27 protein-coding genes are annotated in these 26,439 nt (G+C 57.3%); 9 read left to right on the plus strand and 18 right to left on the minus strand.

Going from position 1 to position 26,439, the window contains the following annotated elements:
• Positions 1 to 97: 97 nt before the first annotated feature.
• From AC1RKG_RS04255 to AC1RKG_RS04265, 3 genes are all read right to left on the minus strand, one after another.
• Positions 98 to 934 (minus strand): DUF1460 domain-containing protein, encoded by an 837-nt coding sequence (locus AC1RKG_RS04255; protein ID WP_046374209.1) that lies wholly within the window; start codon positions 932 to 934, stop codon positions 98 to 100.
• Between the two features lie 103 nt (positions 935 to 1,037).
• Positions 1,038 to 1,580: a GNAT family N-acetyltransferase gene (locus AC1RKG_RS04260; protein ID WP_046374208.1), complete on the minus strand. Its 543-nt coding sequence runs from the start codon at positions 1,578 to 1,580 to the stop codon at positions 1,038 to 1,040.
• Entirely contained in the window at positions 1,577 to 2,047 is a 471-nt protein-coding gene (locus AC1RKG_RS04265) for an acyltransferase (RefSeq protein ID WP_048761311.1), read from the minus strand. Before AC1RKG_RS04265 ends, AC1RKG_RS04260 begins: the two co-directional genes overlap by 4 nt.
• Positions 2,048 to 2,251: 204 nt before the next feature.
• On the opposite strand from AC1RKG_RS04265, the gene AC1RKG_RS04270 reads away from it, so the two are divergent.
• Entirely contained in the window at positions 2,252 to 2,842 is a 591-nt protein-coding gene (locus AC1RKG_RS04270; RefSeq protein ID WP_020825776.1) for a Yip1 family protein, read from the plus strand.
• A gap of 53 nt (positions 2,843 to 2,895) precedes the next feature.
• Here AC1RKG_RS04270 and AC1RKG_RS04275 read toward each other — a convergent pair whose 3' ends face one another.
• From AC1RKG_RS04275 to AC1RKG_RS04300, 6 genes are all read right to left on the minus strand, one after another.
• Positions 2,896 to 3,747, minus strand: a complete 852-nt coding sequence (locus tag AC1RKG_RS04275) for a DMT family transporter (protein ID WP_258090045.1) — start codon at positions 3,745 to 3,747, stop codon at positions 2,896 to 2,898.
• A gap of 342 nt (positions 3,748 to 4,089) precedes the next feature.
• Positions 4,090 to 5,631: a flavodoxin domain-containing protein gene (locus AC1RKG_RS04280; protein ID WP_493182174.1), complete on the minus strand. Its 1,542-nt coding sequence runs from the start codon at positions 5,629 to 5,631 to the stop codon at positions 4,090 to 4,092.
• A 5-nt stretch (positions 5,632 to 5,636) separates the two neighbouring features.
• Entirely contained in the window at positions 5,637 to 6,062 is a 426-nt protein-coding gene (locus tag AC1RKG_RS04285) for a PAS domain-containing protein (protein WP_020825779.1), read from the minus strand.
• A 208-nt stretch (positions 6,063 to 6,270) separates the two neighbouring features.
• Positions 6,271 to 7,989 carry a D-lactate dehydrogenase gene (gene dld, locus AC1RKG_RS04290; RefSeq protein ID WP_020825780.1) on the minus strand — a complete coding sequence of 573 codons (1,719 nt, stop codon included), beginning with the start codon at positions 7,987 to 7,989 and terminating at the stop codon, positions 6,271 to 6,273.
• A 119-nt stretch (positions 7,990 to 8,108) separates the two neighbouring features.
• Positions 8,109 to 8,903, minus strand: a complete 795-nt coding sequence (gene map / locus AC1RKG_RS04295; RefSeq protein WP_046374205.1) for a type I methionyl aminopeptidase — start codon at positions 8,901 to 8,903, stop codon at positions 8,109 to 8,111.
• Positions 8,900 to 9,103 (minus strand): ParD-like family protein, encoded by a 204-nt coding sequence (locus tag AC1RKG_RS04300; RefSeq protein WP_020825782.1) that lies wholly within the window; start codon positions 9,101 to 9,103, stop codon positions 8,900 to 8,902. Before AC1RKG_RS04300 ends, map begins: the two co-directional genes overlap by 4 nt.
• Positions 9,104 to 9,270: 167 nt before the next feature.
• Between AC1RKG_RS04300 and ddlA the strand changes: the two genes are divergently transcribed.
• A complete protein-coding gene (gene ddlA / locus AC1RKG_RS04305) occupies positions 9,271 to 10,374 on the plus strand; it encodes a D-alanine--D-alanine ligase (protein ID WP_115059531.1) in 1,104 nt (367 codons plus the stop codon).
• Between the two features lie 36 nt (positions 10,375 to 10,410).
• Here ddlA and AC1RKG_RS04310 read toward each other — a convergent pair whose 3' ends face one another.
• Positions 10,411 to 11,190, minus strand: coding sequence for an ABC transporter substrate-binding protein (locus AC1RKG_RS04310; RefSeq protein WP_020825784.1), 780 nt, complete (start codon positions 11,188 to 11,190; stop codon positions 10,411 to 10,413).
• 42 nt (positions 11,191 to 11,232) lie between these two features.
• Complete coding sequence (locus AC1RKG_RS04315; RefSeq protein WP_493182176.1) at positions 11,233 to 12,387, minus strand: pyridoxal phosphate-dependent aminotransferase; 1,155 nt, start codon at positions 12,385 to 12,387, stop codon at positions 11,233 to 11,235.
• 265 nt (positions 12,388 to 12,652) lie between these two features.
• Between AC1RKG_RS04315 and AC1RKG_RS04320 the strand changes: the two genes are divergently transcribed.
• From AC1RKG_RS04320 to AC1RKG_RS04345, 6 genes are all read left to right on the plus strand, one after another.
• Positions 12,653 to 13,582 carry a LysR substrate-binding domain-containing protein gene (locus tag AC1RKG_RS04320; RefSeq protein WP_493182178.1) on the plus strand — a complete coding sequence of 310 codons (930 nt, stop codon included), beginning with the start codon at positions 12,653 to 12,655 and terminating at the stop codon, positions 13,580 to 13,582.
• Positions 13,583 to 13,697: 115 nt separating this feature from the next.
• The gene (gene bglX, locus AC1RKG_RS04325) at positions 13,698 to 15,995 is read left to right on the plus strand and encodes a beta-glucosidase BglX (RefSeq protein WP_493182179.1); all 2,298 of its coding nucleotides are present in this window, start codon (positions 13,698 to 13,700) and stop codon (positions 15,993 to 15,995) included.
• Positions 15,996 to 16,182: 187 nt separating this feature from the next.
• Positions 16,183 to 17,223: an ABC transporter substrate-binding protein gene (locus tag AC1RKG_RS04330; RefSeq protein WP_493182180.1), complete on the plus strand. Its 1,041-nt coding sequence runs from the start codon at positions 16,183 to 16,185 to the stop codon at positions 17,221 to 17,223.
• The gene (locus AC1RKG_RS04335) at positions 17,220 to 18,218 is read left to right on the plus strand and encodes a FecCD family ABC transporter permease (RefSeq protein ID WP_493182182.1); all 999 of its coding nucleotides are present in this window, start codon (positions 17,220 to 17,222) and stop codon (positions 18,216 to 18,218) included. Before AC1RKG_RS04330 ends, AC1RKG_RS04335 begins: the two co-directional genes overlap by 4 nt.
• The gene (locus tag AC1RKG_RS04340; RefSeq protein ID WP_493182184.1) at positions 18,211 to 18,990 is read left to right on the plus strand and encodes an ABC transporter ATP-binding protein; all 780 of its coding nucleotides are present in this window, start codon (positions 18,211 to 18,213) and stop codon (positions 18,988 to 18,990) included. Before AC1RKG_RS04335 ends, AC1RKG_RS04340 begins: the two co-directional genes overlap by 8 nt.
• Positions 18,983 to 19,714 carry a substrate-binding domain-containing protein gene (locus tag AC1RKG_RS04345; RefSeq protein WP_493182185.1) on the plus strand — a complete coding sequence of 244 codons (732 nt, stop codon included), beginning with the start codon at positions 18,983 to 18,985 and terminating at the stop codon, positions 19,712 to 19,714. The genes AC1RKG_RS04340 and AC1RKG_RS04345 overlap by 8 nt, the downstream gene beginning before the upstream one ends.
• 31 nt (positions 19,715 to 19,745) lie before the next feature.
• On the opposite strand, the gene AC1RKG_RS04350 is transcribed toward AC1RKG_RS04345, so the two are convergent.
• From AC1RKG_RS04350 to lsrK, 7 genes are all read right to left on the minus strand, one after another.
• Positions 19,746 to 20,042 carry a hypothetical protein gene (locus AC1RKG_RS04350; protein ID WP_020825792.1) on the minus strand — a complete coding sequence of 99 codons (297 nt, stop codon included), beginning with the start codon at positions 20,040 to 20,042 and terminating at the stop codon, positions 19,746 to 19,748.
• Entirely contained in the window at positions 20,039 to 20,674 is a 636-nt protein-coding gene (locus tag AC1RKG_RS04355; protein ID WP_129983947.1) for a division plane positioning ATPase MipZ, read from the minus strand. Before AC1RKG_RS04355 ends, AC1RKG_RS04350 begins: the two co-directional genes overlap by 4 nt.
• A 277-nt stretch (positions 20,675 to 20,951) precedes the next feature.
• A complete protein-coding gene (gene yajD, locus AC1RKG_RS04360; RefSeq protein ID WP_020825794.1) occupies positions 20,952 to 21,293 on the minus strand; it encodes an HNH nuclease YajD in 342 nt (113 codons plus the stop codon).
• Between the two features lie 58 nt (positions 21,294 to 21,351).
• Positions 21,352 to 21,813, minus strand: a complete 462-nt coding sequence (locus AC1RKG_RS04365; protein WP_020825795.1) for a GNAT family N-acetyltransferase — start codon at positions 21,811 to 21,813, stop codon at positions 21,352 to 21,354.
• 52 nt (positions 21,814 to 21,865) lie between these two features.
• Positions 21,866 to 22,759, minus strand: coding sequence for a LysR family transcriptional regulator (locus tag AC1RKG_RS04370; protein WP_493182186.1), 894 nt, complete (start codon positions 22,757 to 22,759; stop codon positions 21,866 to 21,868).
• Positions 22,760 to 22,969: 210 nt separating this feature from the next.
• Positions 22,970 to 24,154 carry an MFS transporter gene (locus AC1RKG_RS04375; protein ID WP_020825797.1) on the minus strand — a complete coding sequence of 395 codons (1,185 nt, stop codon included), beginning with the start codon at positions 24,152 to 24,154 and terminating at the stop codon, positions 22,970 to 22,972.
• A gap of 235 nt (positions 24,155 to 24,389) precedes the next feature.
• Entirely contained in the window at positions 24,390 to 25,955 is a 1,566-nt protein-coding gene (gene lsrK, locus AC1RKG_RS04380) for an autoinducer-2 kinase (RefSeq protein ID WP_046374197.1), read from the minus strand.
• A gap of 186 nt (positions 25,956 to 26,141) precedes the next feature.
• On the opposite strand from lsrK, the gene lsrG reads away from it, so the two are divergent.
• Entirely contained in the window at positions 26,142 to 26,435 is a 294-nt protein-coding gene (gene lsrG / locus AC1RKG_RS04385) for a (4S)-4-hydroxy-5-phosphonooxypentane-2,3-dione isomerase (RefSeq protein ID WP_020825799.1), read from the plus strand.
• The last annotated feature ends 4 nt before the right edge of the window (positions 26,436 to 26,439 follow it).

Here is a 26,439-nt window from a genome sequence, read left to right on the forward strand (position 1 = left end):
AAACGCTTATAGCTCATAACGGGAAGTTTTAAATCCCCCTCTTGCAAAACGCTACGCCGTTAGCGGCAAGTGCAAAGCCAGAAGGGGGAGGGGAATGTTATTTGGCGCGCAGCACCACGATGCCCGGGGTGGCCTGGACGTACTCCATAAACGGTGAGTCCACCACCTGCATATTCTCTTTACGCGACGAGGCATTGCGCAATACTGGGCCGTTTTCGGTCATGATATAGATACCGGTATGGGTGACGTCCAGACCGGCCAGGTTGGTATAAATACCGATGTAATCACCGGTGTGCAACCGGGCCAGAACCTTGTCGTCAATCGCCTCGCTGGGCAGGTAGGTAATGCTGCGTCGAACGTTTTTCAGCCCTGGCAGATAGCTGCTGCCGTCTGATTTTTGATTGAGGTTTTTCACCAGCGTCACGGTATGCGGGCTGAGCGTGGCTGTAACGTCCGTTACGTTGGTTTTGGCCTGATGCGACCAGTCGGTGAAGAAGTGTTTACGCTTCAGGAAGCTGATATCGCCATTGGCATAGCGGATTTGAATCAGCCGCTGTACAAAGTCAGCCTGGCTGTTGGCCTGGCGCAGCGCATCGACATAATCGATGTAGGTGAAGCAATCCAGACCGCGGAAGTCGATCACCAGTTCTTCCGGCGTAGTCTGCGAGCCAATCAGCCGGTTGGCGACGTAGGGCGTACCGAGGAAAGGCCGCGACAGCAGGTCGATCATGCGGCCGTTATCCTGCCGTTGTTCGGGCGTTGCCTTGGCGCGCAGGGCGAGAAGCTCATTGAGTTTGTTTAACGTGTCGTTGTCCATGCTGGCCTTGAGATCTGCAGGTGGGGTAGTGATGGGTTCAGGTGTTTGCCCGACCGGAATTTTATCTGCACAACCGCTAAGCGCAATAGCCAATATCATTGAAACTACCTTGTACATTTTACCCTCCAATGGTTCGGCTTGTGATCGTAGAAATGATAACAGTTCTCACCATGGCCAGGATGGTTAATGTTTAAACATAGCCTCAACGTTCGGCGATCGCTTAATACCCGATTTCGCTGTTAAACGGCAAATACCAGAACAGGGCAATTTCGTGATCGGGAATATCAGGTTGAGCACGGTACAGCAGATGATCGATGCCGCCGAGGATAAACCCAAAGCGCTGGTAGCAGCGGCAGGCAGGCAAATTGGTGTTTTGCGTTTCCAGCATCAGCCCGGCGGTTTCGTGACGTTGCGCCCAGAGTCGTGCGCTCTCCAGCAGCGCCGTGGCGACGCCGAGTCGGCGCACATGAGCACTGACGACAATCTCCTCGATGAGCGCATAGCCATTCCAGTTATTGCTCAGCGTAATATGGCCAACCGCCTCCCCGCGATGACGCGCCAGAAAGGTTTCGCTTTCATCATTGACGAACGGTGCCAGCGGGTAGTGCTTGCGAAACGGCGTCACCGGCAGCAGCGGCCAGCTGTCAATCGGCGCGTTGAAAATCGGCTGGGCGTAATGGGCAATCTGAAAGCTGAAGTCGCAGCCGGTCAAGTATCCGTCGGGCAACTGGGTCACCGGGGTAATTTGAATCGCTTCGCTCATGGGGTCAGTTCTCTTAGCAGGCGGGCTGGATTGCCGGCGTAAATCCCCTTGCGGGTGATGTTTTTGGTGACCACCGCACCGGCGCCGATCACCACTCCGCTGCAGATTTCCACCGCCAGTACCGTGGCGCCGGACCCGATGGAGACGCCGTCGCCAATCCGCGTGCGGCCCCAGCTTGCCGGATCGGCATTGGGGGCGCCATCTTTGAACAGATCGTTGGCGAAGGTCACGTTATGGCCGATAAAACAGTCCTCGCCGATGGTGACATATTCGCAGATAAAGCTATGAGACTGGATTTTACTGCGGGCGCCAATGCTGACGTTTTTTTGGATTTCGACAAAGGGGCCGACGAACACTCCGTCACCGAGTCGGCAGCCGTACAGATTACAGGGCTCTACGACGGTGACATTTTGCCCGGCGTCGACATCGACGATGCCGACCTGGCGAATCTTGATGGCGGATGACATGGCATTCCTCGCGGCGGATAAGCAGGCGGGAATTATAAAACAAACTGCCGCCGCGTCTGCGCTTTCTGAACGTTTTTTCAGCGAAAGACTATAATTAGTACAGGGGAGAGAGCCCCGTGGCCGCAATCCTCGTACGGTTAGCAATCCGTCAGAGGGGTAAATTCGTTCGCCGATCGCGACCTACGGCGATGGAGGAGGTGTCTCATGGTTAATCATGTTTGGGGACTTCTGGCGCATCCAAGCACCGAGTTCGAACACATTAAAAGCGAGAACGAAAGCGTCTCGCACCTTTACACCCACCACGTGCTGTTGCTGGCGTTGATCCCGGTGATCTGCGCGTTTATCGGTACCACCCAGTTGGGCTGGCTTTCCGGCGAAGGGCACGCTATCCGGCTCGATATGTTTACGGCTTCCTATACGGCGGTCGCGTTTTACCTGCTGATGCTGGCAGGCGTAGCTATCATGGGGAAAGTGATCCACTGGATGGCGCGCCGTTATGAGGTTCGTCCCAGCTTGCATCGTTGCATGGTGTTCGCCGGTTATGTCGCCACCCCGATGTTCCTCAGCGGCATCGTGGCGTTATATCCCGTGGTGTGGTTGTGTCTGTTTGTCGGCGTGATTGGCCTGTGTTATTCAGGCTATCTGCTGAACCTGGGCATACCTCACTTCCTGAATATCGACAGTAAAGAAGGTTTTATTTTCTCCAGCTCTACCTTTGCCATCGGCATCCTGCTGCTTGAGTTACTGCTTGGGGTTACGGTGCTGCTGTGGGGGTATGGTTCCTGGTTGTTCTGAAGTGATTGAGTGTTAGCCCCTCACGCCGGCCTGGCGTGAGGGGCTTTTGCTATTTAAGGTTGGCGAAACACCAGCATCACCCCGAGCAGAATGGCCGCCATGCCCAGCATGCTGATGGCCGCCAGCGCATGGCCGAGCAGCAGATAGTCCAGCAGGGCGGTAACCGCCGGGATCAGATAAAACAGGCTGGTAACCTGCACCAGATTGCCGCGCTGGATCAGCCGGTACAGCAGGAAGGTGGCCAACACCGAAATCACCACCGCCATCCACAGCAGCGGCAGAACAAATGCCAGGCCCCAATCGACCCGCAGCGGTTCAAACGGCAGCACCAGCGTACACATCAGCAGCCCAACTGCATACTGCAGCGGCAATACCGCCAGCGGCGGTTGGCTAAGCCCTTTTTGTAGCAAAGTCCCGGCGGTCATGCAGCCCAGCGCGATAAAGGCGCACAGCATACCGACCAGTGAGAAGTGGGCAATCATCAGGCTTTGATACACCACCAGCGTCAGTCCGGCCATCGCCAGCAGCAGGCCCAAGCCGCGCAACCCTGAGCAGCGGCGTTCGGTAATGAACTGGGTGAGTATCGGCTGAACGCCGAGCAGCGTCGCCAACACGCCGGGGGTAATGCCCTGTTCCAGCGCCAGCAAATAACAAATCTGATAGCTGCCGATCATCAGCAGACCGATCAGCGCCACCCGAAGACGGGTGCCGGGAGCCGGCAAGCACTGCCGTTGCCACAGGCCGATAGCCAACAGCAGCGCCAGTGCGATGGCGCAACGAAAGAAGAGAAAAGCGAAGGCGGAAGCATGCTCCAACCCCCAGCGCGAGAAAATTGCGCCGCTGCTCCAGAGCAGAACGAATAGCGTAGCCAGGCCGGCGTTGGCCCAGTGAGAAATCAATCGCATTTTGTTTTCACCTGTCGTGAAAATAACAAGCTCCAGCACGCGCGGCGTTCTACGCCTGAGCGCAAAGCAAGGAAAGCTGGAGGTGAGGAATTCGGTTTGGCTTAACGCACAACCACGGCGTGTGGTGGGTAAGCGGCTACCGCGGTAACGACAGAGAAAACGGCGGGTGGGGCTGAGGATGCGCACAGCAGAACGACGGCCGCAAGCGGCGTGTTCGCAGGATCGGTAGCGTGCGCAAACTCTGTCATGGATATTCCTGAATACAGGGAGTGATTAACCTCTTCAAGATAGTCAAGTTTGGCGGAGGGCGCAACCTAAAAACGGCGCACTCCGCAACCGTTCTCAGTACAGCTCCAGATGCAGACGCCCTTGTTGCGTCAGCCTTTGCCACAGGCTGTCCGTCGCGGTTTCGTCCCCTGGAGCACAAGCCTTTTCCAGCGCCTGCGCGACGGCGGTTTCAAGATACTGTCGGTTGCCGCACAGGTAGAGGTGTGCCCCCTTAAGCAGCAGCTCCCTCACGTAATCGGCATGTTCTTCGATCGCGTGCTGCACGTAGTATTTGGCGGCACCATCGCGGGAAAACGCGGTAATGAGCCGATTCAGTACGCCATTCTTGCACAGTGACTCAAGCTCTTCGCGGTATAGGAAGTCTTCGTCGCGGCGTTTTTCGCCGAAGATTAAGGCGGTTTCTCGCTGTCCGCCGTCGATCGCCATTTCACGCAGCAAGCCTATCAACGGGGCGATACCGGTACCGGTGCCGATGAACAGCACGGGAGTTTGCGGATCGTGTGGCAGGTAGAAGTTGGGATTGGCGCGGCAGAAGACACGGAAGGGGCCTGGGTTATCGAGCAACCAGCCGGTGGCCGTGCCGTTTCGGGTGCGCCCATTACGCTCGTAGCGAACCTCGCGAACGCACAAATCCAGGCTGTCTTCTCGCGCAGCCGAAGCGATCGAATAGGCGCGCGGTAAGCAGGCAGGGAGCAGCGTTAGCAGATCATCCAAAGTGACCGACTGCGGCGTGCAAAACTCTTGCAGCACGTCCAGCAGATCGGCGCCGTACAGGTAGGCTTCCAGCGCTTTGCGCTGGCGGATTTTCAGCATCCCCTTAAGGTCTTCGCTGCCGGCAAGCTGCGCCAGTTCGCGCAATATCGCTTTGCTTATTTGGCGCAGTTCCCGGCTGCGCAGCGCCTCTGCGGCCTCCGGCCGGTCGAACCAGGCTGACAGACGAAGCAGTAAATCCTCGTCGTTTTCCGGCAACAGGTAGAGCGTATCGCCTGCCCGGTAGGCGATGCCGCTGCCGCTGATATCCAGACGAAGATGCCAGGCATGCGGCGCGCGAGCACTGAGCGAACGGCGCTCCAGCAGGCCGGCGGCAAAAGCATTGTCCTCGCCATAGGCGGTGACGCGCAGATGCAGATCGCGACCGGCCTGCCAATCCCCCGCAATCACCTGTTCCACTACGGCTGACCAGGTAGTGAAAAAGCTCTCGAAGTTTATGTCGGCATCAACGCGGTTGACGATGGCCTGCGCGCCGCGTTCGGACAACCCGGCGTCAAGCCATTGCGTGAAACCGCAAAAATGCGGGTACGCCGTGTCGCCCAAGCCGAAAATGGCGTAGCGCAGGTGCGTGAGGTTTGGCGTGTGTGCCAGAGCGTCGAAAAAAAGCTCGGCGTTGGCGGGCGGCTCCCCGTCACCAAACGAACTGGATACGATAAGCAATAGGTCGCCTTTCCCCAGGTTTGCCGGTGAAATTTCGTTGAGGGTCAATAGGGGGGGGGCGTAAGGGTGCAGAAAAGGTAACTCGCCCAAGCGCGTAGCCAGCGCCTGGGCTTTGCCCGATTCCGAACCGTAGCTAATCAGGATACGTTCGATGATATCGGCCATGTTTCTTACTTATCGTAGTGGTTGTCGAACTGTTCTTTGGAGAATTCGACGGAGTCGAAATCGGTCATCAGATCGTTGATCACACGGCGGATACTGATGTAGGCCTCGATTTTGCCCTGAGCGTCATAGAGTGGTTGCACGGTGGTGTCGACCACATACAGCACGCCACCCTTGCCAACGTTGGGAATGATGCCGGTCCAGATATTTCCGGCTTTAATGGTATCCCACATCTCTTTATAGATGGCCTTGGGGACGGAAGGGTGACGCACGATGTTGTGGGGTTGCCCTACAAGTTCTTCCCGGGTAAAGCCGGTGAGCTGGCAAAACAGGTCGTTGACATAGGTGATGGTGCCTTGCAGGTCGGTGGTAGAGATCACCATCACTTTGTCCAGTGCAGACAGCAGTTGGGCGGAATCGAGGGTCTGGCTCATGGTAGGTTCCTTCTCATTAATTTTGCGGTGAACGTCACGGCAGATGTCACGTATCCGTCATGACAAATTTGTTATTGATTCTTATTTACACCGCATAATAATCAGCAGACTTTAAAGTTGCAATAAAAATGCATCTTTAAGATTGCAAAAGAGGGAAGCATCTTGAAGGAGGGCTCGCCCGTACAGCGGCGAGCCGGAGGGAAGAAGGTTATTGACCGTTACCGGCCCAGTGCTTCCGCTTGCTGGTTTTGCCCAGACCGGGGTTAAAGCTGTTGGTGGGATCGGCGCTGCGGTAGAACGCCTGCAGATCCGGCTTGGCGGTGTACAGATGGCCGACGTTATGTTCCGCCGGGTACTCCGCGCCGCGTTGGTTGAGGATCTCCAACATCTTTTCCTTGAGCGCATGGCTGTCGACGCCTTTTTTCACCACATAATCCTGATGGAAGACGTGACACATAAAGTGGCCGTAATACAGCTTGTGCACCAGTTGGCTGTCGATTTCCGGCGGCAGGGTTTCGAACCAGTCGGTGTCGTTGCGGCGCAGCGCGATATCCAGCGCCAAAATATCCTCGACCTTGTCGGCGTGCACCGCATGGTAACGCACCGCGGCTCCGGCGGCGGCAAAGCGGTGCAGGAAAGCTTTCTTGCCTTCATCCGGGGTGCAGACGAAGAACGCCCCGTTGGCCTGAGCAAAGTATTGGCTCAGGTACTGCTGCGCCTCTTCAACGCCCGGCCCGGCCATTTTCAGCAGAAGGTGGTGTTCAAAGCGCTCGCGATACTCTTTCATGCGTTTAGGCAGGTGGCTGGGCGCCAGATGGCTCAGGCCCTGCATCAGGCGGTCGGTCAGGTTATGCGGCAGCAACGGCAGCTTGTTGAGGCTGGCGTCCATGCGGCCTTTCAGAGTGAAGAAGGTCGGCATCTGATCGGTGCCGAGCTTATCGATCATCATAAAGGTGTCTTTGCCGTACACTTCGGCGATATCAAAAATATCCCGGTGCATGTATTCGCCGGCAACCGGCAGGTTGTCAAACTTGCTCAGCATGTGGCGGCGCAGTTCGGTCAGTACGGCGGTGTCGTTGGTCCCGATGTAAAACACCTGCTCTTTGCCTTCTTTCTCGAAGGTGTCCAGCCGCACGGCAAATACCGCCAGCTTGCCTGCGCAGCCAGAGGCTTCGTACAGGCGGCGCTTGTCGGCGTTAAAACGGGAGGGCGTATCGGCATCAACGTCGCGTACGCGGCTGGCGTATTCATTGTCGGAGGCACGCAGTTCGCCGTGCTCGACATCTTCCGGCCGGTAGTCGCCTTTCTCCAGGCGGGTAAGGATCTCTTCCGGCGTGTCCCCGAGGTTAATGCCCAGATGGTTAACCAGACGCAACTGACCGTCTTCACCCAGTTGGGCGTACAGCGCCATCTCGGTATAGGCAGGGCCGCGTTTGACCAGTGAACCGCCGGAGTTGTTGCACACGCCGCCGATCACCGAAGCACCGATGCAGGACGAGCCAATTACCGAATGCGGTTCGCGACCATAAGGCTTGAGCAATTTTTCCAACTGGTTGAGCGTACTGCCGGGGAAGCCGACCACCTGTTTGCCATTGTCCAGCACCTGCACATGGTTGAGCCGCAGGGTGCTGATAATGACGATATCACGGTCATAGTCGTTGCCGCTGGGCGTTGAACCTTCGGTCAGACCGGTGTTCGCCGCCTGCATGATGACGATTTTATCGGCGGCGACGCAGGCCTCAAGCAACTGCCACAACTGCAGCAGGCGTGTCGGGAACACCACCGCCAGCGCCTGGCCCTCGCCGGAGCGGAAGCCCTTGCGGTAACGTTCGGTGCTGCGTTCACCGGTCAGCAGCTGCGGGCCACCGACGATGCTTTTGAGCTTACTGAGAAACGCCTGGTTGGTGGCGCTGGTGGACTGCGTCATGCCGATCTCCCTGTCGTCCCCATCGTTTTCCATCGGGCAGCCTTGTCGATTGCCCGGTGAAATCCATGAGGTGATTAATTTAGTAAGTCATTAACTTGGTAGCTTAATGGCTTAATAACTTAGTATCGTTCTTTGTAACCAGCCTGGCGCTCTTCGTCGCGCAGCGTCAGGATTTCCACGCCGTCGGCGGTGACCGCCACGGTGTGCTCCCACTGGGCAGACAGCTTTTTGTCGCGCGTAACCACTGTCCAACCGTCTTTCTTTTGCTTGATGCGGTGGTCGCCCTGATTGATCATCGGCTCGATGGTAAACACCATGCCTTCCTGCAGTACCATTCCGGTACCCGGTTTGCCAAAGTGCATTACCGCCGGCTCTTCGTGCATCTCGCGGCCGATACCGTGGCCGCAGTACTCCCGCACGATGCTGTATCCGGCCTGTTCTGCATGCTGTTGAATTGCATGGCCGATATCCCCCAGCGTCGCGCCCGGTTTCACCACGCGGATGCCTTGCCACATCGACTCATACACGTTATTCACCAGCCGTTTGGCCAGCGGCGTGATCTGCCCAATGCAGTACATTTTACTGGAGTCGGCAATATAACCGTCGTGTTCCAGCGTAATGTCGACGTTAACGATCATGCCGGAGCGCAGTATTTTGCTGACCGACGGAACGCCGTGACAGATCACTTCGTCAATCGAGGTATTGAGCACATAGGGAAAACCGTACTGTCCTTTTGTAGACGGGCGCGATTTCAGCTCATCAACGATAAAGGCTTCGGCGCGGTCGTTAATCTCCATCGTGGAGATACCTTCGACTATCACCTCATCGAGCATAGCAAACACCTTTGCCAGCAGCGCGCCAGAGTGACGCATTTTGACAATCTCTTCCGGTGTTTTGATCACAATCTGTTTCACCCGACAATCTCCTTTAACGTCATCGCGTTATCTTTCATCATTTTTTTTACCAGTTGGGGGTAGGTCAGTTCCGGATGGAACTCCGCCAGCATGCCGATCTTGATCCAGTATTCCGCCTGCGCGTTAATCGAACGCGTCATCGTCAGGCTGGCGAGGCGCAGATCGTCATGCAGCGCGTCTGAAATTTTCACAATGCCCATAGGCTGCTCCTCAGTGAGTAATATACGAAGTGTATACGTTTTGGATGGTCGCAATTTGGCATTCCGTGGGGTGGTCATTTTCCGGGTTGCAACGATTGCTGCCACGGGGCAATGCGTTTATTGTGATAAACGACTTTTTTGCCATGATTTTTCAGAAGGATTAGGGCGTGACCAAATTACGTGTTGGGGTGATCTTCGGCGGTAAATCGGCGGAGCATGAGGTTTCACTGCAGTCGGCAAAAAACATTGTGGATGCCATAGACAAAGAGAAGTTTGACGTCACATTGCTGGGGATAGACAAGCAGGGGCATTGGCACATCAACGATGCGTCCAACTATCTGCTGAATGCGGAAAACCCGGCGCTGATTGCGTTGAACCGCTCAAATAAAAATGTAGCGCTGATCCCCGGTCAGGAAAAACAGCAGTTGATCGAGTCAGGCAGCGCCGGTGCGCTGGGCCAGCTCGACGTGGTGTTCCCGATAGTGCACGGCACGCTGGGGGAAGATGGTTCATTGCAGGGGCTACTGCGGATGGCGAATTTGCCGTTCGTTGGCGCTGGCGTGCTGGGGTCTGCGGTCAGCATGGACAAAGACGTCACCAAACGCTTGCTGCGTGATGCCGGGCTGGCGGTCGCGCCCTTTGTAACCCTGACGCGCAGCAACCGCGCCAAATTCACGTTTGAACAGCTCAGCGAACGCCTGGGGCTGCCGCTGTTTGTTAAACCGGCTAACCAGGGTTCTTCGGTGGGCGTCAGCAAGGTGCAGGATCGCGACGGCTATGAGGCCGCAGTGGCGCTGGCGTTCAGTTTCGATCACAAAGTGCTGGTGGAGTCGGCGATTGTCGGCCGCGAAATCGAGTGTGCGGTGCTGGGCAATGATGATCCGCAGGCCAGCCTGTGTGGCGAAATCGTGCTGAGCGACGCCTTCTATTCGTACGACACCAAATACATCAACGAGCAGGGCGCTCAGGTCGTGGTACCGGCGGCGATTACGCCGGAGGTGAGCGACAAAATCCGTGAGGTGGCGCTGAAAGCCTTCCGGGCGCTGGAATGTTTCGGTTTGGCGCGCGTGGACGTGTTCCTGACGCCGGACAACAACGTGGTGATCAACGAGATCAACACGCTGCCGGGCTTCACCAATATCAGCATGTATCCCAAACTGTGGGCCGCCAGCGGCATCAGCTATAGCCAACTGATTACCCGTCTGATTGAGCTGGCGCTGGAGCGCCATCAGCAGGATCGTGCGTTGAACAGTTCGGTATTCGATCGCTAAAACAGTCAGGGGCGAAGCGATTTTCGCCCCTGATTTTTACTTCACCGTTACGTCAATATCGCCAAAATATTTCTTCGCCAGCTCGCTCACCGTGCCTTGCTGCTTCACTTTGACGATCGCCTCATTCAGTTTTTTCTTCAGCGCCTCATCGCCTTTACGCAGGCCGAAAGCAATGCCCTCGCCAAGGATTTTGTCGTCGCTGACCGCATCGCCGACGAAGGCAAAGCCCTTACCGTCCGGGTGCGCCAGGAAACCGCTTTGTCCCGACGGGGCCATCACCAGCGTGGCGTCGAGACGCCCGGCGGTCAGGTCCAGATAGGCCTGGTTCTGATCCTGATAAGACACCACGTCCACGCCCTGCGGTGCCCAGTGAGCCTTGGCATAAGTCTCCTGAATCGAGCCTTGCAGCACGCCGACGTGTTTGCCTGCCAGCGAGGTGGCGTTCGGCAACAGGCCGCTGTCGGCCTTGGCGATCAGGCGGTTCGGTACCTGATAGATTGAATCGGTGAAGTCGATGGCCTGGCGACGCTGATCGGTGACGTTCATCGCCGAGTTGATGGCGTCAAACTTGCGCGCCTTCAGCGCCGGGATCAGGCTGTCGAAAGAGGTTTCAACCCAGCTGCATTTCAACTGGGCGGCGGCGCAAACGGCATTGCCCAGATCGATATCAAAACCGACGAGCTGACCGCTGGCAGATTTGGATTCAAACGGTGGGTACAGCGCTTCCAGGCCAAAACGCAAGGTGTTTTCCGCCGCCAGCGTGGAACCGGCGGCCAGCAGGCAGCCTGCGGCGATCAACGTTTTCAGTGATTTCATATTCAGAGCCCTTTTCCCATGGTCAAAGCAAAAGTGAATGCATTACACCTGACACAGACGGCGTGCGCCCTCCAGCAGGGTCTGGTTATCTTTTGAAAAACTCAGTCGAATAATGCCGGTATTGGTGCCGTCGCTGTAGAACGCCGACAGCGGGATAGTGGCGACTTTGGCTTCGCGGATCAGACGCACCGCAAAATCGTTGTCGCTTTCGCTGCTGAAACCGCTAAAGCGGGCCAGCATAAAGAAACTGCCACGGCTGGGCAGTAATTCAAAGCGCGAATCTTGCAGGGCGTTCGCCAGCAGGTCGCGTTTTTGCTGGTAGAAAGCCGCCAGCCCTAAATAACTTTGCGGGTTAGCCAAGGCTTCGGCGAAGGCGTACTGCATCGGGGTATCGGCGGAAAACACCATAAACTGGTGTACCTTGCGGATCTCGTCCATCAGCGCCGCCGGTGCCATGCAGTAACCGATGCGCCAGCCGGTGACGTGATAGGTTTTGCCAAACGACGAAACGATCACGCTACGTTCGGCCAGCTGCAGGTGGCGTGCCATGCTGTGATGAATATCGCCGTCGAACACCACGTGTTCGTAAACTTCGTCGGACAGAATGACGATGTCGGTATTGCGAGTCAGGGCGGTCAGCCGTTCGATATCATGTTCACCGAATACGCTGCCCGTTGGGTTGTGCGGGCTGTTGACGATGATCATCCGCGTTTTGCTGTTGATGGCCGCAGCGACCTCATCCCAGTCAATATGCAGATCTTCCAGCGACAGTTTAATCGCCACCGGAGTGGCGCCCTGCAGACGCACGATCGGCGCATAGCTGTCGAACGCCGGTTCAAAATAGATCACCTCATCGCCAGGGTGCACCAGTGCGCTGATGGCGGAATACAACCCTTCGCTGGCGCTGGCAATGACCGTGATTTCTTCGTCGGCGTCATAGCGTGTGCCATATAAACGTTCAACTTTATCCGCCAGCGCGATACGCAATGCTGCCACGCCGCTCATCGGCGCGTACTGGTTATGTCCTGCACGCATGGCTTGCGACACTGCCTCAACCAATTGCGGTTCACAGGCGAAGTTTGGCGCGCCCTGCGACAGATTCAGGGCCTGGTGTTCGGCGCTGAGCTGGCCGATAACGGTAAAAATAGTGGTGCCGACGTCCGGCAACTTTGAACGTTGTGCGCAGGCGCTCTGCATGAGTGGCTCCAGGGAATAGGGGGATATCGCTTGATTAAGCATCAATGACGGTAGGCCAACAAGGGAAAGTTTGTCATACTTGCCATGCACTCAGATCATGACTGATTCCCCTTCATTCTTGAAACGATCTCGGCGTTGGCTGCGCTTACTTACCCGAATCACTGACTCATGTCAGCTCATCGGGTTGCGTTCACTGGCCGCCTTGATGTCGTTCCAATTATTTGGGGGAATCCTTGGAATTTCAGGGGATATCAAGGAACTCGCCATGTCGTCATTACTGCCGTCGCTCGACGTATTGAAAACCTTTTTGGTGGTGGCCCAGCGCCTTAATTTCACCCACGCCGCTCAGAGCCTGCACCTGACGCAGGGCGCGGTCAGCCGGCAAATACTGGGGCTGGAACAGCATCTGGGTTATCCGTTGTTTAGCCGTCGCGCGCGTGGCCTGACGTTGACACCGCAGGGAGCCATGCTGTTGGCCCCGGTGCAGCAAGCCCTGGGACAGTTGGATGAGGCGCTGAGCAGAATCGGGGCGCAGCCGGGGACCTTGCGGATCAAGTGCCCGACCTGTGCCATGCGCTGGGTGTTGCCGCGTATTATCCGGCTTCAAAACGAGCGACCGGAAATGCATATTGAGCTGACCGCTTCGGTATCGCACGGGCTGGATTTCGCTGCGGAACACTTCGATGCCGCGGTGGTGTTCGGCCAGCCGCAGGGCAAAAAACTGACGGTGCATCATCTGTTCGATGAAATTCTCACGCCGGTCTGCACGCCGACTTACCTGCCCGATTTATCCCGCCCGCCAACGCCGGCCGATCTGGCGGAGAAAACGCTGTTACATCCCACGCGCGATCGCCGCGACTGGCTGCTGTGGCTAAAGGCGGCGGGGCAGGAAGCGCTGCCTTCCGGTAAGGCGCAGCATTTCGATACGCTCGATCTGGCGATGAGTGCGGCACTGCAGGGTTTTGGCATCGCCATCGGTGATTTATGTTTGCTGGAGGAAGACATTCAGGCGCAGCGTATCGTTACGCCGTTCCCACTCAGCGTGCTCAGCGGTGCGGCTTACTATCTGGTCTATCCTGAACGAGCAGTGCAATCGCCGGCATTAACTACGCTGGTGGATTTCCTGGGCGATGAGGCGGCGCAAAGCCGCACCCGGCTGAAAAACTATCGCCCGGCCCGCGCTAATAGCTTGTAACCTTTAACATTACAAAGTATTTCTGCGGTGAAAAGGAGTATGGCACACTGCCTTTTCACATCGATTAATCATCTCCGCCGCGGTCTGCGACGGGAGCATGCCTGAGATAAAAAATATGAAATGGCTTTGTGTGGTGAGTATGTTGTCCGGTCTGGCCTTCAGCCCGGTTTTTGCACAGGAAAACGCCGTAACGCAAGGCGTTAATGCCCAGCAGCGCGATGCCTTTGTTTCCAACCTGATGAAGCAGATGACGCTGGAAGAAAAAATCGGCCAGCTGCGGTTAATCAGCGTCGGCCCGGATAACCCGAAAGAGGCGATCCGCGACGGCATCAGCAAGGGGCAGATTGGCGCCATCTTCAACACCGTCACCCGGCCGGATATCCGCGTTATGCAGGATCAGGCGATGCAGCTCAGCCGCCTGAAAATCCCGCTGTTCTTTGCCTATGATGTGGTGCACGGCCAACGTACCGTGTTCCCTATCAGCCTCGGGTTGGCGGCCAGCTTTGATCTGGAAGCCATCGCACTCAGCGGTCGGGTGTCGGCGCAGGAAGCCAGCGACGACGGCCTGAACATGACCTTCTCACCGATGGTCGACATCACCCGCGATCCGCGTTGGGGCCGGGTCTCTGAAGGCTTCGGTGAAGACACCTGGCTGGTATCCAAAATCGCCAAGGTGATGGTGGACGCCTACCAAAACGGTGACCCGTCCAAGCCCGGCTCAATCATGGCCAGCGTGAAGCACTTCGCGCTGTACGGCGCTACTGAAGGCGGCCGCGACTACAACACCGTCGATATGAGCCCATTGCGGATGTATCAGGACTATCTGCCGCCCTATAAAGCGGCGGTGGAAGCCGGCAGCGGTGGCGTCATGGTGTCGCTCAATTCGGTGAATGGCATTCCGGCCACCGCTAACCCATGGCTGCTGAAGGACCTGCTGCGCGATCGGTGGGGCTTCAAGGGCATCACCATCAGCGACCACGGTGCGATCAAAGAGCTGATAAAACACGGTGTGGCTGCGGACGCGCGTGATGCAGTACGACTGGCGATCACCTCTGGCGTCGACATGAGCATGAGCGACGAATATTACGACCAATACCTGCCGGGGCTGGTGAAAGACGGGCTGGTGTCGGAAAGCGACATTGACCGTGCCTGTCGCGACGTGTTGAACACCAAATATGATATGGGCCTGTTTAAAGACCCTTACACCCATCTTGGCCCGGCAGGTTCCGACCCGCAGGACACCAATGCCGAAAGCCGCCTGCACCGTGCCGAAGCGCGCGTTATCGCGCGTAAGACTATGGTGCTGTTGAAGAACGACCGGCAGACATTGCCGTTAAGCAAACAGGCGACCATTGCGCTGGTCGGGCCGATGGCCGACAGCCAGCGTGACGTGATGGGCAGCTGGTCGGCGGCTGGGGTAATCAAACAGTCGGTGACCCTCCGCGAAGGGCTGGAACGTGCGGTGGGCGACAAGGCGAAAATCCTCTATGCCAAGGGGGCCAACGTCACTCAGGACAAGAGCATTATCGACTACCTGAACGAGTATGAGCCGGCGGTGGTGTTTGACACCCGTCCACCGCAGCAGATGATTGACGAAGCGGTACAGGCGGCGAAGAAAGCCGACGTGGTGGTAGCGGTGGTCGGGGAATCGCAGGGCATGGCGCATGAAGCGTCCAGCCGCGCCGATATTACTATCCCGCAAAGCCAGCGCGACCTGATCGCAGCGCTGAAAGCCACCGGCAAGCCTTTGGTATTGGTGCTGATGAACGGCCGACCGCTGGCGCTGAGTTGGGAAAGCCAGCAGGCGGATGCGATGCTGGAAACCTGGTACAGCGGTACCGAAGGCGGTAATGCGGTTGCCGACGTGCTGTTTGGCGATTACAACCCGTCGGGCAAGTTACCGATGACCTTCCCGCGTTCGGTCGGTCAGATCCCGATGTATTACAACCACCTGAACACCGGCCGTCCGTTCGGCAAGGAAAACCCGGGCAAATACACCTCGCGCTACTTTGACTCGCCAAACGGTCCGCTGTATCCCTTCGGTTATGGCCTGAGCTACACCAGCTTCAGCCTGTCGGACCTGAAACTTTCCAGCCCGACAATGGCGCGCAACGGCAAGATCACCGCCAGCGTCACGCTGAAGAATACCGGCAAATATGATGGTGCCACCGTTGTGCAGCTGTACCTGCAGGACGTGACCGCCTCGGTCAGCCGTCCGGTGAAAGAGCTACGCAACTTTAAGAAAGTGATGCTGAAAGCGGGCCAGGCGCAGACCGTTGAGCTGCCGATCACCGAAGACGATCTCAAGTTCTATAACGCCAGCCTGAAATGGGGCGCGGAACCGGGCAAGTTTAACGTGTTTGTCGGCCTGGACTCTGACAACGTACAGGCACAGAGCTTTACGCTGAAGTAATCACCCTCTCTGACCCTCTCTCATCGCGGTGGGAGAGGGTTTGCGTTGCTTTTGAGATCCCAAGCTCTTCAGCGCATAACCGTTCTGCTTTCGCACGGAAAATCCCGTTGTTTTGATCCCGCTGATTGTTTCGCCATGGCTATCGCTATATGATTTTATATATAACGATAACTCACCGGAAACCCCCATGTTCAAACGCTTGTTGCTGATTTTTATTCTTTTCTCTTCCGCCGCGCAGGCAAATCGCCAGGTCACCGACCAACTCAACAGACAGGTCACATTGCCCGATACCATCACCCGCGCGGTGGTGCTGCAACACCAGACGCTGAACCTGCTGGTGCAGCTCGACGCGCTGCCGCAGGTGGTAGGTGTGCTCAGTAGCTGGAAGAAACAGCTGGGGCCAAATTATCTGCGGCTGGCACCTGGGTTGGCAAAAATGCCGATGCCGGGCGATCTCACCTCGGTGAACATCGAAAGCCTGCTCAGCCTGCACCCGCAGGTAGTGTTTGTCGCCAACTATGCACCGCCGGAAATGATTGCCCAGATTGAACGGGTCGGTATTCCGGTGGTGGCTATTTCGTTGCGCCGTGAGGCGGCGGATCAGGCCGGGAAAATGAACCCGGTACTCAATGATGAAGACCAGGCCTATAACCTTGGCCTGCAGGACGGTATCCGCCTGATCGGCACGGTAATGGGGCACCAGCCGCAGGCAGAGGCGATGATCCAGGACGTCTTTCAGCAGAGAACGCTGGTGGCCGACCGGCTGCGAGACCTGCCTGCGGACCAACGGGTTCGGGTGTATATGGCCAATCCGGATTTAACCACCTACGGTTCGGGCAAATACACCGGGCTGATGATGCAGCATGCCGGCGCACTAAACGTGGCGGCGAAGGATATTCAGGGTTTTAAGCAGGTATCGATTGAAGACGTGCTGAAGTGGAACCCGGCGGTGATTTTCGTTCAGGAGCGTTATCCCGAGGTGGTGCAGCAAATCCTCAGTTCGCCGCAGTGGCAGGGGATTGACGCGGTAAAAAATAAACGCGTCTATCTGATGCCGGAATACGCCAAGGCCTGGGGTTACCCGATGCCGGAAGCGTTGGCGCTGGGTGAACTCTGGATGGCGAAAAAGCTGTATCCGCAGCGTTTTAGCGACGTCAATTTGCAGCAGCGGGTGGATGCCTATTACCGGCAGTATTATCGCAGCAGCTGTTGCCAGAGCGAGCAATGAGGCTTGGCTGGCTGCTCCTGCTGACGTTGTTTTGCGCGCTGCTGTCGTTGGGGATTGGCCGTTACCCGGTATCGGCAGCTCACAGTCTGATGATCCTGCTCGAGCCGTTGACCGGCCCGAACGGTGCTATCGATGCGGTTCAACGTCAGGTGATTCTGGGGGTTCGCGTACCCAGAGTGTTATTGGCGATGGGGGCCGGCGCCTCTCTGGCCCTGTGTGGCGCCGCGCTGCAGGGGGTATTTCGTAATCCGCTGGTGGATCCGCATATCATCGGTGTCTCTTCCGGTGCAGCCTTTGGCGGCACGCTGGCAATTTTACTTAGCCTGCCGATGGCCGCGCTGTTGCTGTCTGCATTTGTATTCGGCATGGCGGCGTTGCTGCTGATTTTTGCCATTACCAGCGCCATCGCCCGGCGCAATATTTTGTCGCTGGTGCTGGCTGGGGTGATCCTCAGCGGCTTTTTCTCCGCCTGCGTCAGCCTGTTGCAATATCTGGCCGATACCGAAGAGAAACTGCCGAGCATCGTGTTCTGGCTGCTGGGCAGCTTCGCCACCGCCGACGACAATAAACTGTTGATGCTTTTCCTGCCGTTGTTGTTGGCTGGCGGGCTGTTATTGACATTGCGCTGGAGAATCAATTTGCTGTCGATGGGGGATGAGGATGCCGCTGCACTGGGCATTAACGTCGAGCGCACCCGCTGGTTGATCCTGACGCTGTGCGCCGCGATTGTCGCCGCACAGGTGGCGGTCAGCGGCAGCATTGGCTGGGTTGGGTTGGTTATTCCGCACGTTGCCCGGCTGCTGGTTGGCCCCGATCATCGTCGTCTGTTACCGGCTTCTCTGTGTTTGGGGGCGTTGTATATGGTGTTGATCGACGATTTGGCACGCACGCTGAGCAGCAGTGAAATTCCGCTGGGCATTTTAACGGCATTGATTGGCGCACCGCTGTTTGCGTTGCTGTTGCGCCGTGCGCAACTGAGAGGTTGGCATGGCTGAGACATTACTGACGGCTAAAGATCTCAGTTTTGGTTGGCCCGGCCAAGCGCCTTTGTTTAACGCGCTGAGCCTGCAATTGTCGCGTGGCGAAGTCTTGGCGGTACTGGGCCCCAACGGGCGCGGCAAAAGTACCCTGATGCAGCTGTTGCTCGGCACCCTGCCGCTGCAACAGGGGGCGGTTGAATGTGCCGGCGGCATCGGTTTTGTGCCGCAGCATTTCACGGCGCCTTTTGCCTATCGGGTGCTGGATATCGTGCTGATGGGGCGAGCGCGTTATGTGGGGTTGTTCCGCTCCCCTTCGGCGCAGGATCATCGGCTGGCGAAAGAAGCCCTGCAGTCGCTGGATATGTTGGGCTTTGCCGACCGCGAATTTGGCAGTTTATCGGGCGGACAGCGGCAGCTGGTGCTGATTGCCCGCGCATTGGCGATGAGCTGCGAGGTGCTGATACTGGATGAACCCACTTCGGCATTGGATCTTCATCACCAGGATCGGGTGCTGAGCATGATCTCGTCACTGGCGCGGGAACGACAGATGGCGGTGATGTTTTCGACCCATCAACCCAACCATGCTCATGCGGTGGCCGATCGTGCCTTGCTGCTGGGGGCCGAGGGACAGCATCAAATCGGGCCCTGTGCCAAGGTGCTGACGGCCGAGTGCTTGTCGCCACTGTTTGATTTGGCGATTGAGCGGGTGGCTTTGCAGATTGAGGGGGGGCAGTTTGAAACGCTGGTGCCTTTATATCGCAGTCAAAGGGAGCGTCATCATGAGTAATCTTCTGCTGTTTGCCGCCGGTAGCCTGCGTGTGGCATTTAGGCCGCTGCTGGCCGCGTTTCAGGCACAAACCGGCGAGGTTGTAGATGCGGTATTTGGTCCCGCAGGCCTGCTGCGTCAGCGCATTGAAGCCGGTGAACGGCCGCATGTTTTCGCTTCGGCCAATCTGGCGCATCCGCAGCGATTGGTCGATCTGCATTTATCGCCACGGGTACAAACTTTTGCCCGTAATCGGTTATGCGCGACGGTACATAATAGTGCCGGACTAACAGAACGCCCGTTGTTGGAGGTACTGCTGGACTCACGTTGGCGGGTGGCGACCTCAACGCCGGGTGCCGATCCTTCCGGTGACTATGCGCTGCAATTATTTGAACGTATTGAATTCCTGTTGCCGGGGCAGGGGACAGCCCTGCGGCAACGGGCTTTGGCTCTGGTGGGTGGCCCAGATTCGGCGCCGTTGCCGATGGACCGACCGGCGGCTGAGTATCTGCTCAACAGCGGGCAGGCGGATATCTTCCTCGGTTACGCCAGCTATGGTGCAGCGTTGGCAAGGTTTCCCGAGCTGGTGGTGCGGCAGTTACCGCCTTCGCTGACGATTGAGGCCGACTACGGTCTGTGTCTGTTGGATGGACGGGCACAGCCCTTGGCCGAGTTTATTCTGGCGGAACAGGGGCAGGCGATACTGCGTGAAAAGGGGTTTTTACCTGCCAACCTGGTGAGCTAATGGCTTATTAAGTTGGCAGGTTAAGAGGCTATTACAGCTTTTTCAGCAGTTGCATCAGATGTTCTTCGCTCTTCTCCGCCAGGCCGTCAATCGCCAGCTTGATGATATCGGAGCGGGTAATGCGCACCACGCCGTTACGCGCCGCCTGCACAATGATTTCATCGATGGCGTCGACGTGATTATCGGTCAGGCTGACTGAAATGGCTTTGTAAGTGCGTTTGCGACCCTGCGGCTTGGCTTCGGGGGCGGGAACCAGCAAAGTGTGCGACGTGGCGCTATTGATAAATTCGTCTTCCGACATGCGGTGGGTTGGGGTGCGTTTTTTCACAGGATCACCTCCTTCACCAGGCTTTCGATTTCCGCCTGCGCTTTTTCGTTATGCGCCTCATGCACGGTAATCGCCTCGCCCCAGGCGTCGCGGTAAATCTTGCGGTCGCACAGGCGGTTACTGACCAGCGTCAGTTCCGGGTATTCGCTTAATACCTGCGCCGCTTCGTTGGCTTCATTAATGAAGATGTTGGTCGGGCACATGTTCAGCACGATGTAGCCTTTCACCTTCTCGTTATATTCTTGCGCCGCGGCGAACATTTCAGACAGATACCCGACGGTGTCCAGATCCATCTGCGACGGGCGCAGCGGAGAAAGGAACAGATCGGCGGCCAACAGGCCCGAGCGCAGTTCGGCGCTGTCGCGGCCGGCGGTGTCGACAATCACATAGTCGTAATGGCGATCCAGCTCCAGCAGCGTCTCTTTGATTTTACCCGAGGCGGCAACCACCGGAATATGCGGCAGACCTTCAACATTTTGACGATCGTTATACCAGGTCATGATTGATTTCTGATCGTCGGCATCGACGATGATGGCCGTTTTTCCCTGCTTGAGGATCAGATATCCGGCGATATTGACCGCCTTGGTCGATTTCCCTACGCCACCCTTTTGCGAGCCAATCAAAACAATCATGCTGCCATCTCTCAAGTTATTAAGCTGGTAACTTATTAAGTTAATATGCTTATTAGGTTGATAACTAAACAGGTTAACTACAACAGAGCCTGAACAATATGCACCAATGTCGGCGGCTTGCCAAGCCAGTATGCGGTTAACTTTACAGCCTATTTTGCTGGTAACGTAGTCAGCGGGTAAGTAGGAATGTTCTGGGAAGGGGGGACAAGCGGAAGGATTTTTTTAATTTAGCAGCTTAATAAGTTATTAAGCTGCTAATGATGACGCTGCCAGAACGCTACTTTTTCAACATCGACTTCAGGTTGGCGAACGGGTTATGGGTCGCGAGACCGACGTCTTTTTGCGCATCTTCACCGGCAACAACCGTGGAGCCATATTGATCGGCTTCGGTGTATTTTGAATGCTCATGGTCGTGACAATACAGGCACAGCATTTCCCAGTTGCTGCCGTCTTCCGGGTTGTTGCTGTGGTCGTGATCGATATGGTGAACCGTCAGTTCGCGCAGGTTGGAGTACACAAACTCACGCGAGCAGCGTCCGCAGACCCAGGGAAAGATTTTCAGCGCTTTTTCGCGGTAGCCAGTCTCCAGCCTCGCGTAGTTTTTTGGGATATATGCCATGGTGTATGCCCGTCGGGTGATAATAATAATACGTAAAATAATACCACAAAGCGCCGGCTTACAGCGTGCGGCACATCACCGTGACGGTTTCGCCACAAACTTCACGTTGCTCAACAGGTTGCCAGCCCAGTTTCTGATAAAGCGGTTGTTGGTCGGGCGTGTAGAGATACAGCGCGGTGATCTGTTCCCGTCGGCAGTGGGCAATGCACTGGGCGATCAGTTCGCTAGCCACGCCCTGGCCGCGGTGTTGTGGATGGGTAAAGACTTCCCCCAGCCAGAACTTGCGCTCTGGCTTATCTGCCAGTTCGTAAACGATCAGGCTGGCGGTTCCGAGGATCTGTTGTTGCGGTGACAGAGCCAACAGCGCCAGCCCGGGGTGCTGTGGTTCACAGCGCTGTTCCAGGCGCTGGCTGATTTTCTCTCGGCAGCTCCACGGGGGGAAGTCCTGCCACTCCTGATGCAGTAAAGCGGCCAGTTCACCAATGCGCTGGCGATGCGCAGAAAGTCGTTCGATACGCATGATTAGGTTCATTTTTTGCCCAAGGGCAGACAACTATAGCGACGATTTTCGCCTATTTGAAGGTCTCGATCGCCCAATCGATAAATACCCGCATTTTGGCGCTCAGATGGCGGTTGGAAGGGTACACCACATACATCTGCTCAGCCGGTGGTTGCCAGTGGTGCAGCAGGCTGACCAGCTCGCCGCTGTCCAGATGCGGTTGTGCCATAAAACGGAAGGTTTGGATGATACCCAATCCGGCCAGCGCCGCCGCCAGCAGCGCATTGCTTTCGTTGACGCTGACGTGATAGCGGTGCTGGATATCGATTTCTTTGCCTCGATCGACGAAGTGCAGCGGCAGGATACGATCGTTCAACGCATGACGATAGTGTGCCAGCGGATACCCCAGTTCCAGATCGCAGGGGTGCTGCGGCGTACCGTAATGAGCCAGATAGGCCGGGGTTGCGCAGGTTACCCATTCAAGCTCGAACAACCGGCGGGCAATCAGGCTGGAGTCGGCCAGCGGACCGCTGCGGATCACGCAGTCAGCGCTGTCGTTGATCAGGTCGATGAGTCGATCGCCCACGCCCAGATCAATCTGTATTTGCGGATAGCGGGCAATAAAGTCCGGCAGCGCCGGCAACAGCAGCTGGCGAGCGGTGGCACCGCCAACGTCGATGCGCAGCACGCCCTGCGGCGCACTCTGCGACTCGGTCATGCTGCCTTCCATTTGCTCCAGCTCTGCCAGCCATTTAACCGTTCGTTGGTAGTAACATTCGCCTTCGGGCGTTACCGACACGCTGCGGGTGGTGCGCTTGAACAGCTTGGTTTGCAGGTGATCTTCCAGGCTTTGGATCAGCTTGGTGACGGTGGCTTTAGGCATCCGCAGCGAGTCCGCGGCACGGGTGAAGCCGCCGGTTTCCACCACGCGGTTAAACACCCGGATAGCGAGTAAATGATGATCCATAGCGCTCTCAGTGCAAACCCCGGCGGCAAGCCGGGGTGAATTTGATGACAAACACCCGAAAAGCGTGGTTTTCGGATGTTTGGGGTAAACCTGAAGACATCATTCTTTGTTTTTATTAGTACACAAAACATGACTTTTAAGCACAGAGGACTTTGTCAGCCGTCTGACCCCGGCGGCAAGCCGGGGAGTGTTTCTGCCAGTAAATAATGATTATGACTGTTTAGCGCTAATCATGCCGGAGCGCAAGGTCAGGCCGAACACCAGCGCGGCGGACAGGGTCAGTGCGCCACCGAACAACATGGCGCTGCTGACGCCCTGCCAGTCAACTACTTCTCCACCCAGCAGCGCGCCGGAGGCCAGGGCAATCTGGATCACGCAGACCAACAGTGCCTGGCCGGCCTCCGGTGCCTGCGGTACCGCAGCGAACATCCAGTTGGTAGCGCACACCGGCACGGCGCCGAACGCCAACCCCCATACCATCACCATCAGCGTAGCCCCGGCGATGCCGCTGAGGAACGGCGACACAATCAGGATGGCAGCCAACATGGCGGCAATCAGGATAAAGGTGGCGCGCAGGCTGCGTTCGGCCAGCCTCTCGCCCAAAAAGGTTCCGAGCAGGCCAATGGCGCCATAGGCCAGCAGCTGCAGCGAAATCGCCGACGGGCTGAGGACGAATACCTGCTGCAGCAGCGGTTTCAGATAGGTGTAGGCGGCAAAATGGCCGATAAACAGCAGCACGATGGCAATAAGCCCGGTACGCGCCATCGGCAGACGCAGCGGCAACAGCAGATCGCGTGGCGTAACCGGCCGGGTGGGGGGGACCGATGTCAGCAGGCGTAGCTGTGCCAATAACACCCCGACCGCCAGCACCGCGCTGCCAAAGAAAGCGGCGCGCCAGCCGAACAGGTCTCCAATCAACGCACCGGCAGGGACGCCGCACACGGCACCGACCGAAATGCCGCTCAGGATAAGCGCAGTGGCCCGGCCCTGGCTGGCTTCCGGCACCAGATGGCGGCCGTAGTTGGCGGCAAAGGCCCAAAAACCGCCGACGCAGATGCCCAGCAGCACGCGGCCCAGCAACATCATGGGGAAGTTTACCGCCAGTGCGGAGACCAGGTTGGAAACCGTCAATAGCACGCTCAATGCCAGCATCAGCAGACGACGATCGAGCCGACCGGCCGCCAGACTGAGGGCAGGGGCGGCGATGGCCGCGACGATACCGGGCACGGTCACCATCAGTCCGGCTTTGCCGGTGCTGACGTCCAGCGATGGGGCGATATTGGTCAGCAGGCCAATCGGTAGAAATTCGGTGGTAACCATCACAAAGCAGGCGACGGTCAGCGAGAAGATCGCCAGCCAGGGTGATGGTGCAGGTTTCTCATTATTATTCAGCATAGTACCGCTCGTCCCAGGTGGATGCGTAAACCGCGCGGTAGGCGCGGAGTGACAGAGATCACAATTTACGCAGGCCTCTGCGGCGGATAAATCCGTTTGCGGTGGTTACACTGTTTCTGAGGGGGAATAATCGCGCGCGGTCAGTCTGGCATGGGCTATCGGCCATCAGGCTGGCTAAATGTTTAATTGGCATAAGCTTATGCGATGGGTGCAGCAGGCTGCACCCGGTCGTGTATTACAAGCCCGGCGCTTTCCACATCGAGGTGGTCAGGCCGTGATCGACCAGGGTGAGCTGATCGGCATACACCTGACGCCAGGTTTCTTTTTGCTGCCGGTACAGCTCATGGTTGGCCATATCCGGCTGATATTCTCGCTCCCAACGCACCAGCTGTTCCCCGGTTTGCGCCAACGATTCATACAGTCCCGCCCCCACCCCAGCGGCAATTGCGCAACCCAGCGCGGTGGCTTCTTTCACCACCGGCACACGCACCGTCAGGCCGGTAACGTCGCTAAGGATTTGGCTCCACAGCTTGCCCTTCGAGCCGCCGCCGGCGAACACCAGCGAACGGGCCTGCACGCCGGAGAAGCTGGCGATTTGTTCCAGATTGCAGGCCGACACAATAGCGGCATTTTCTTCCAGCGCACGGAACAGGGTCTGCTTATTGCAGCGTTCCGGGTCGAGCGACAGGTTAATAAACGACGGCGCGGCGTGGTACCAGGTCTTGAAATGCATGGCGTCGGAAAATATCGGCATCACGCCGTAGGCACCAGGCGGCACGCGCGCCGCCATCTCTTCCAGCAGGCTGTAGGCATCGACCCCCAGTCGTTCCGCCAGCAGCTTCTCTTCGGCACAGAAAGCGTCGCGGAACCAGCGCATGGTCAACCCGGTGAAGAAACTTATCGACTCCGCTTGTGCCATGCCGGGGATCACGTGTGGGTTGATGCGAATGTTCATCTCCGGATCGGTGGCCGGTTCCGGCAGATTGACGATCTGTTGCCAGAAGGTGCCGCCCAGCACGGCTGTCTGTCCGGCATGCACCACCCCCAGCCCCAGGCTGCCCAGTTGCACATCGCCGCCGCCCATCACGACCGGTGTGCCGCGCAGTAAGCCGCTTTGCTGTGCCGCCTGTTCGGTGATGTGTCCCAGCACACAGCCGGTCTCTTTCACCGGCGACAGCATATCGGCACGCAGTCCTGCCATATCGAGCAGCGCCGGCCGCCAGTCGCGGTTGACCAAGTCGAGCATGCCGGTGGTACCGGCGTTGGAGGGATCCACCGCCAGTTCACCGCTGAGCATATTTGCCAGCCAGTCGCTGATCATGGTCAGCGTTGCCGCCTGACGGTAAATGTCCGGCCGGTGATGCGCCAGCCACAGCAGGCGCGGCATGGCGCTCAACGCCAGCGTTTGGCCTGAATACTGGTAAACCTCGCGCTCAAAATTATGGTTATGCAGCTCTTTCAGTTCGCTGACTTCCTGGCTGGCACGGGCATCAACGTTGGCGCAGGCCCAGATCGGCACGCCGTCGCGATCGTAGAGTACGATGCCTTCACGCATGGAGCAGCAGGCCACGGAACGGATGGCCTGGCCAGAGAGACCGGCGTTTTGCAGCGCCTGGCGGATACATTGGCAGGTCAGCTGCCAGTTGTGGCTGAGGTCAAACTCCATGGAACCGGGCACGCCCGGCACGGCCAAATGCCGCCATTCCGCCTGGCCCTGAGCGATCTGGTTACCCGCCAGATCGAAGATTACCGCGCGAACGCTGCCGGTGCCTGCATCCAGCGCCATCAAATAGTTATCCATAGCTCACACTCTCTGGGGAGGAACCTTAACTATAGATGCCGTACTGTTCGCCCCGGTGGGGGAAGCGACAGGCCTGGCGGGATTTGTGAGCCAGGCTGCAAAATTACCCTTGCGGAGGGGCAATCTGTGGGATTAAACCTATGGTTGGAAAGAACATTGACCTTCGAGGTTTAACAAGGAGTCGCCATGCACGTCACACTGGTAGAAATTAACGTTAAACAGGACAAAATCGACGAGTTTATTGAGGTCTTCCGCGCCAATCATCTGGGGGCGATAGAAGAGCCGGGCAACCTGCGTTTTGACGTATTGCAAGATGAATCCATCCCGACGCGGTTTTATATTTATGAAGCCTATCGGGACGAGCAGGCGGTCGCCGCTCATAAAAAGACGCCGCACTATCTGCAATGCGTGGAGAAACTGGAAGCGCTGATGACCGGCCCACGCAAGAAAACCAGCTTTATCGGCCTGATGCCGGGTTAGCGCC

This window comes from Serratia sp. GW822-FHT06D09, assembly GCF_058799515.1.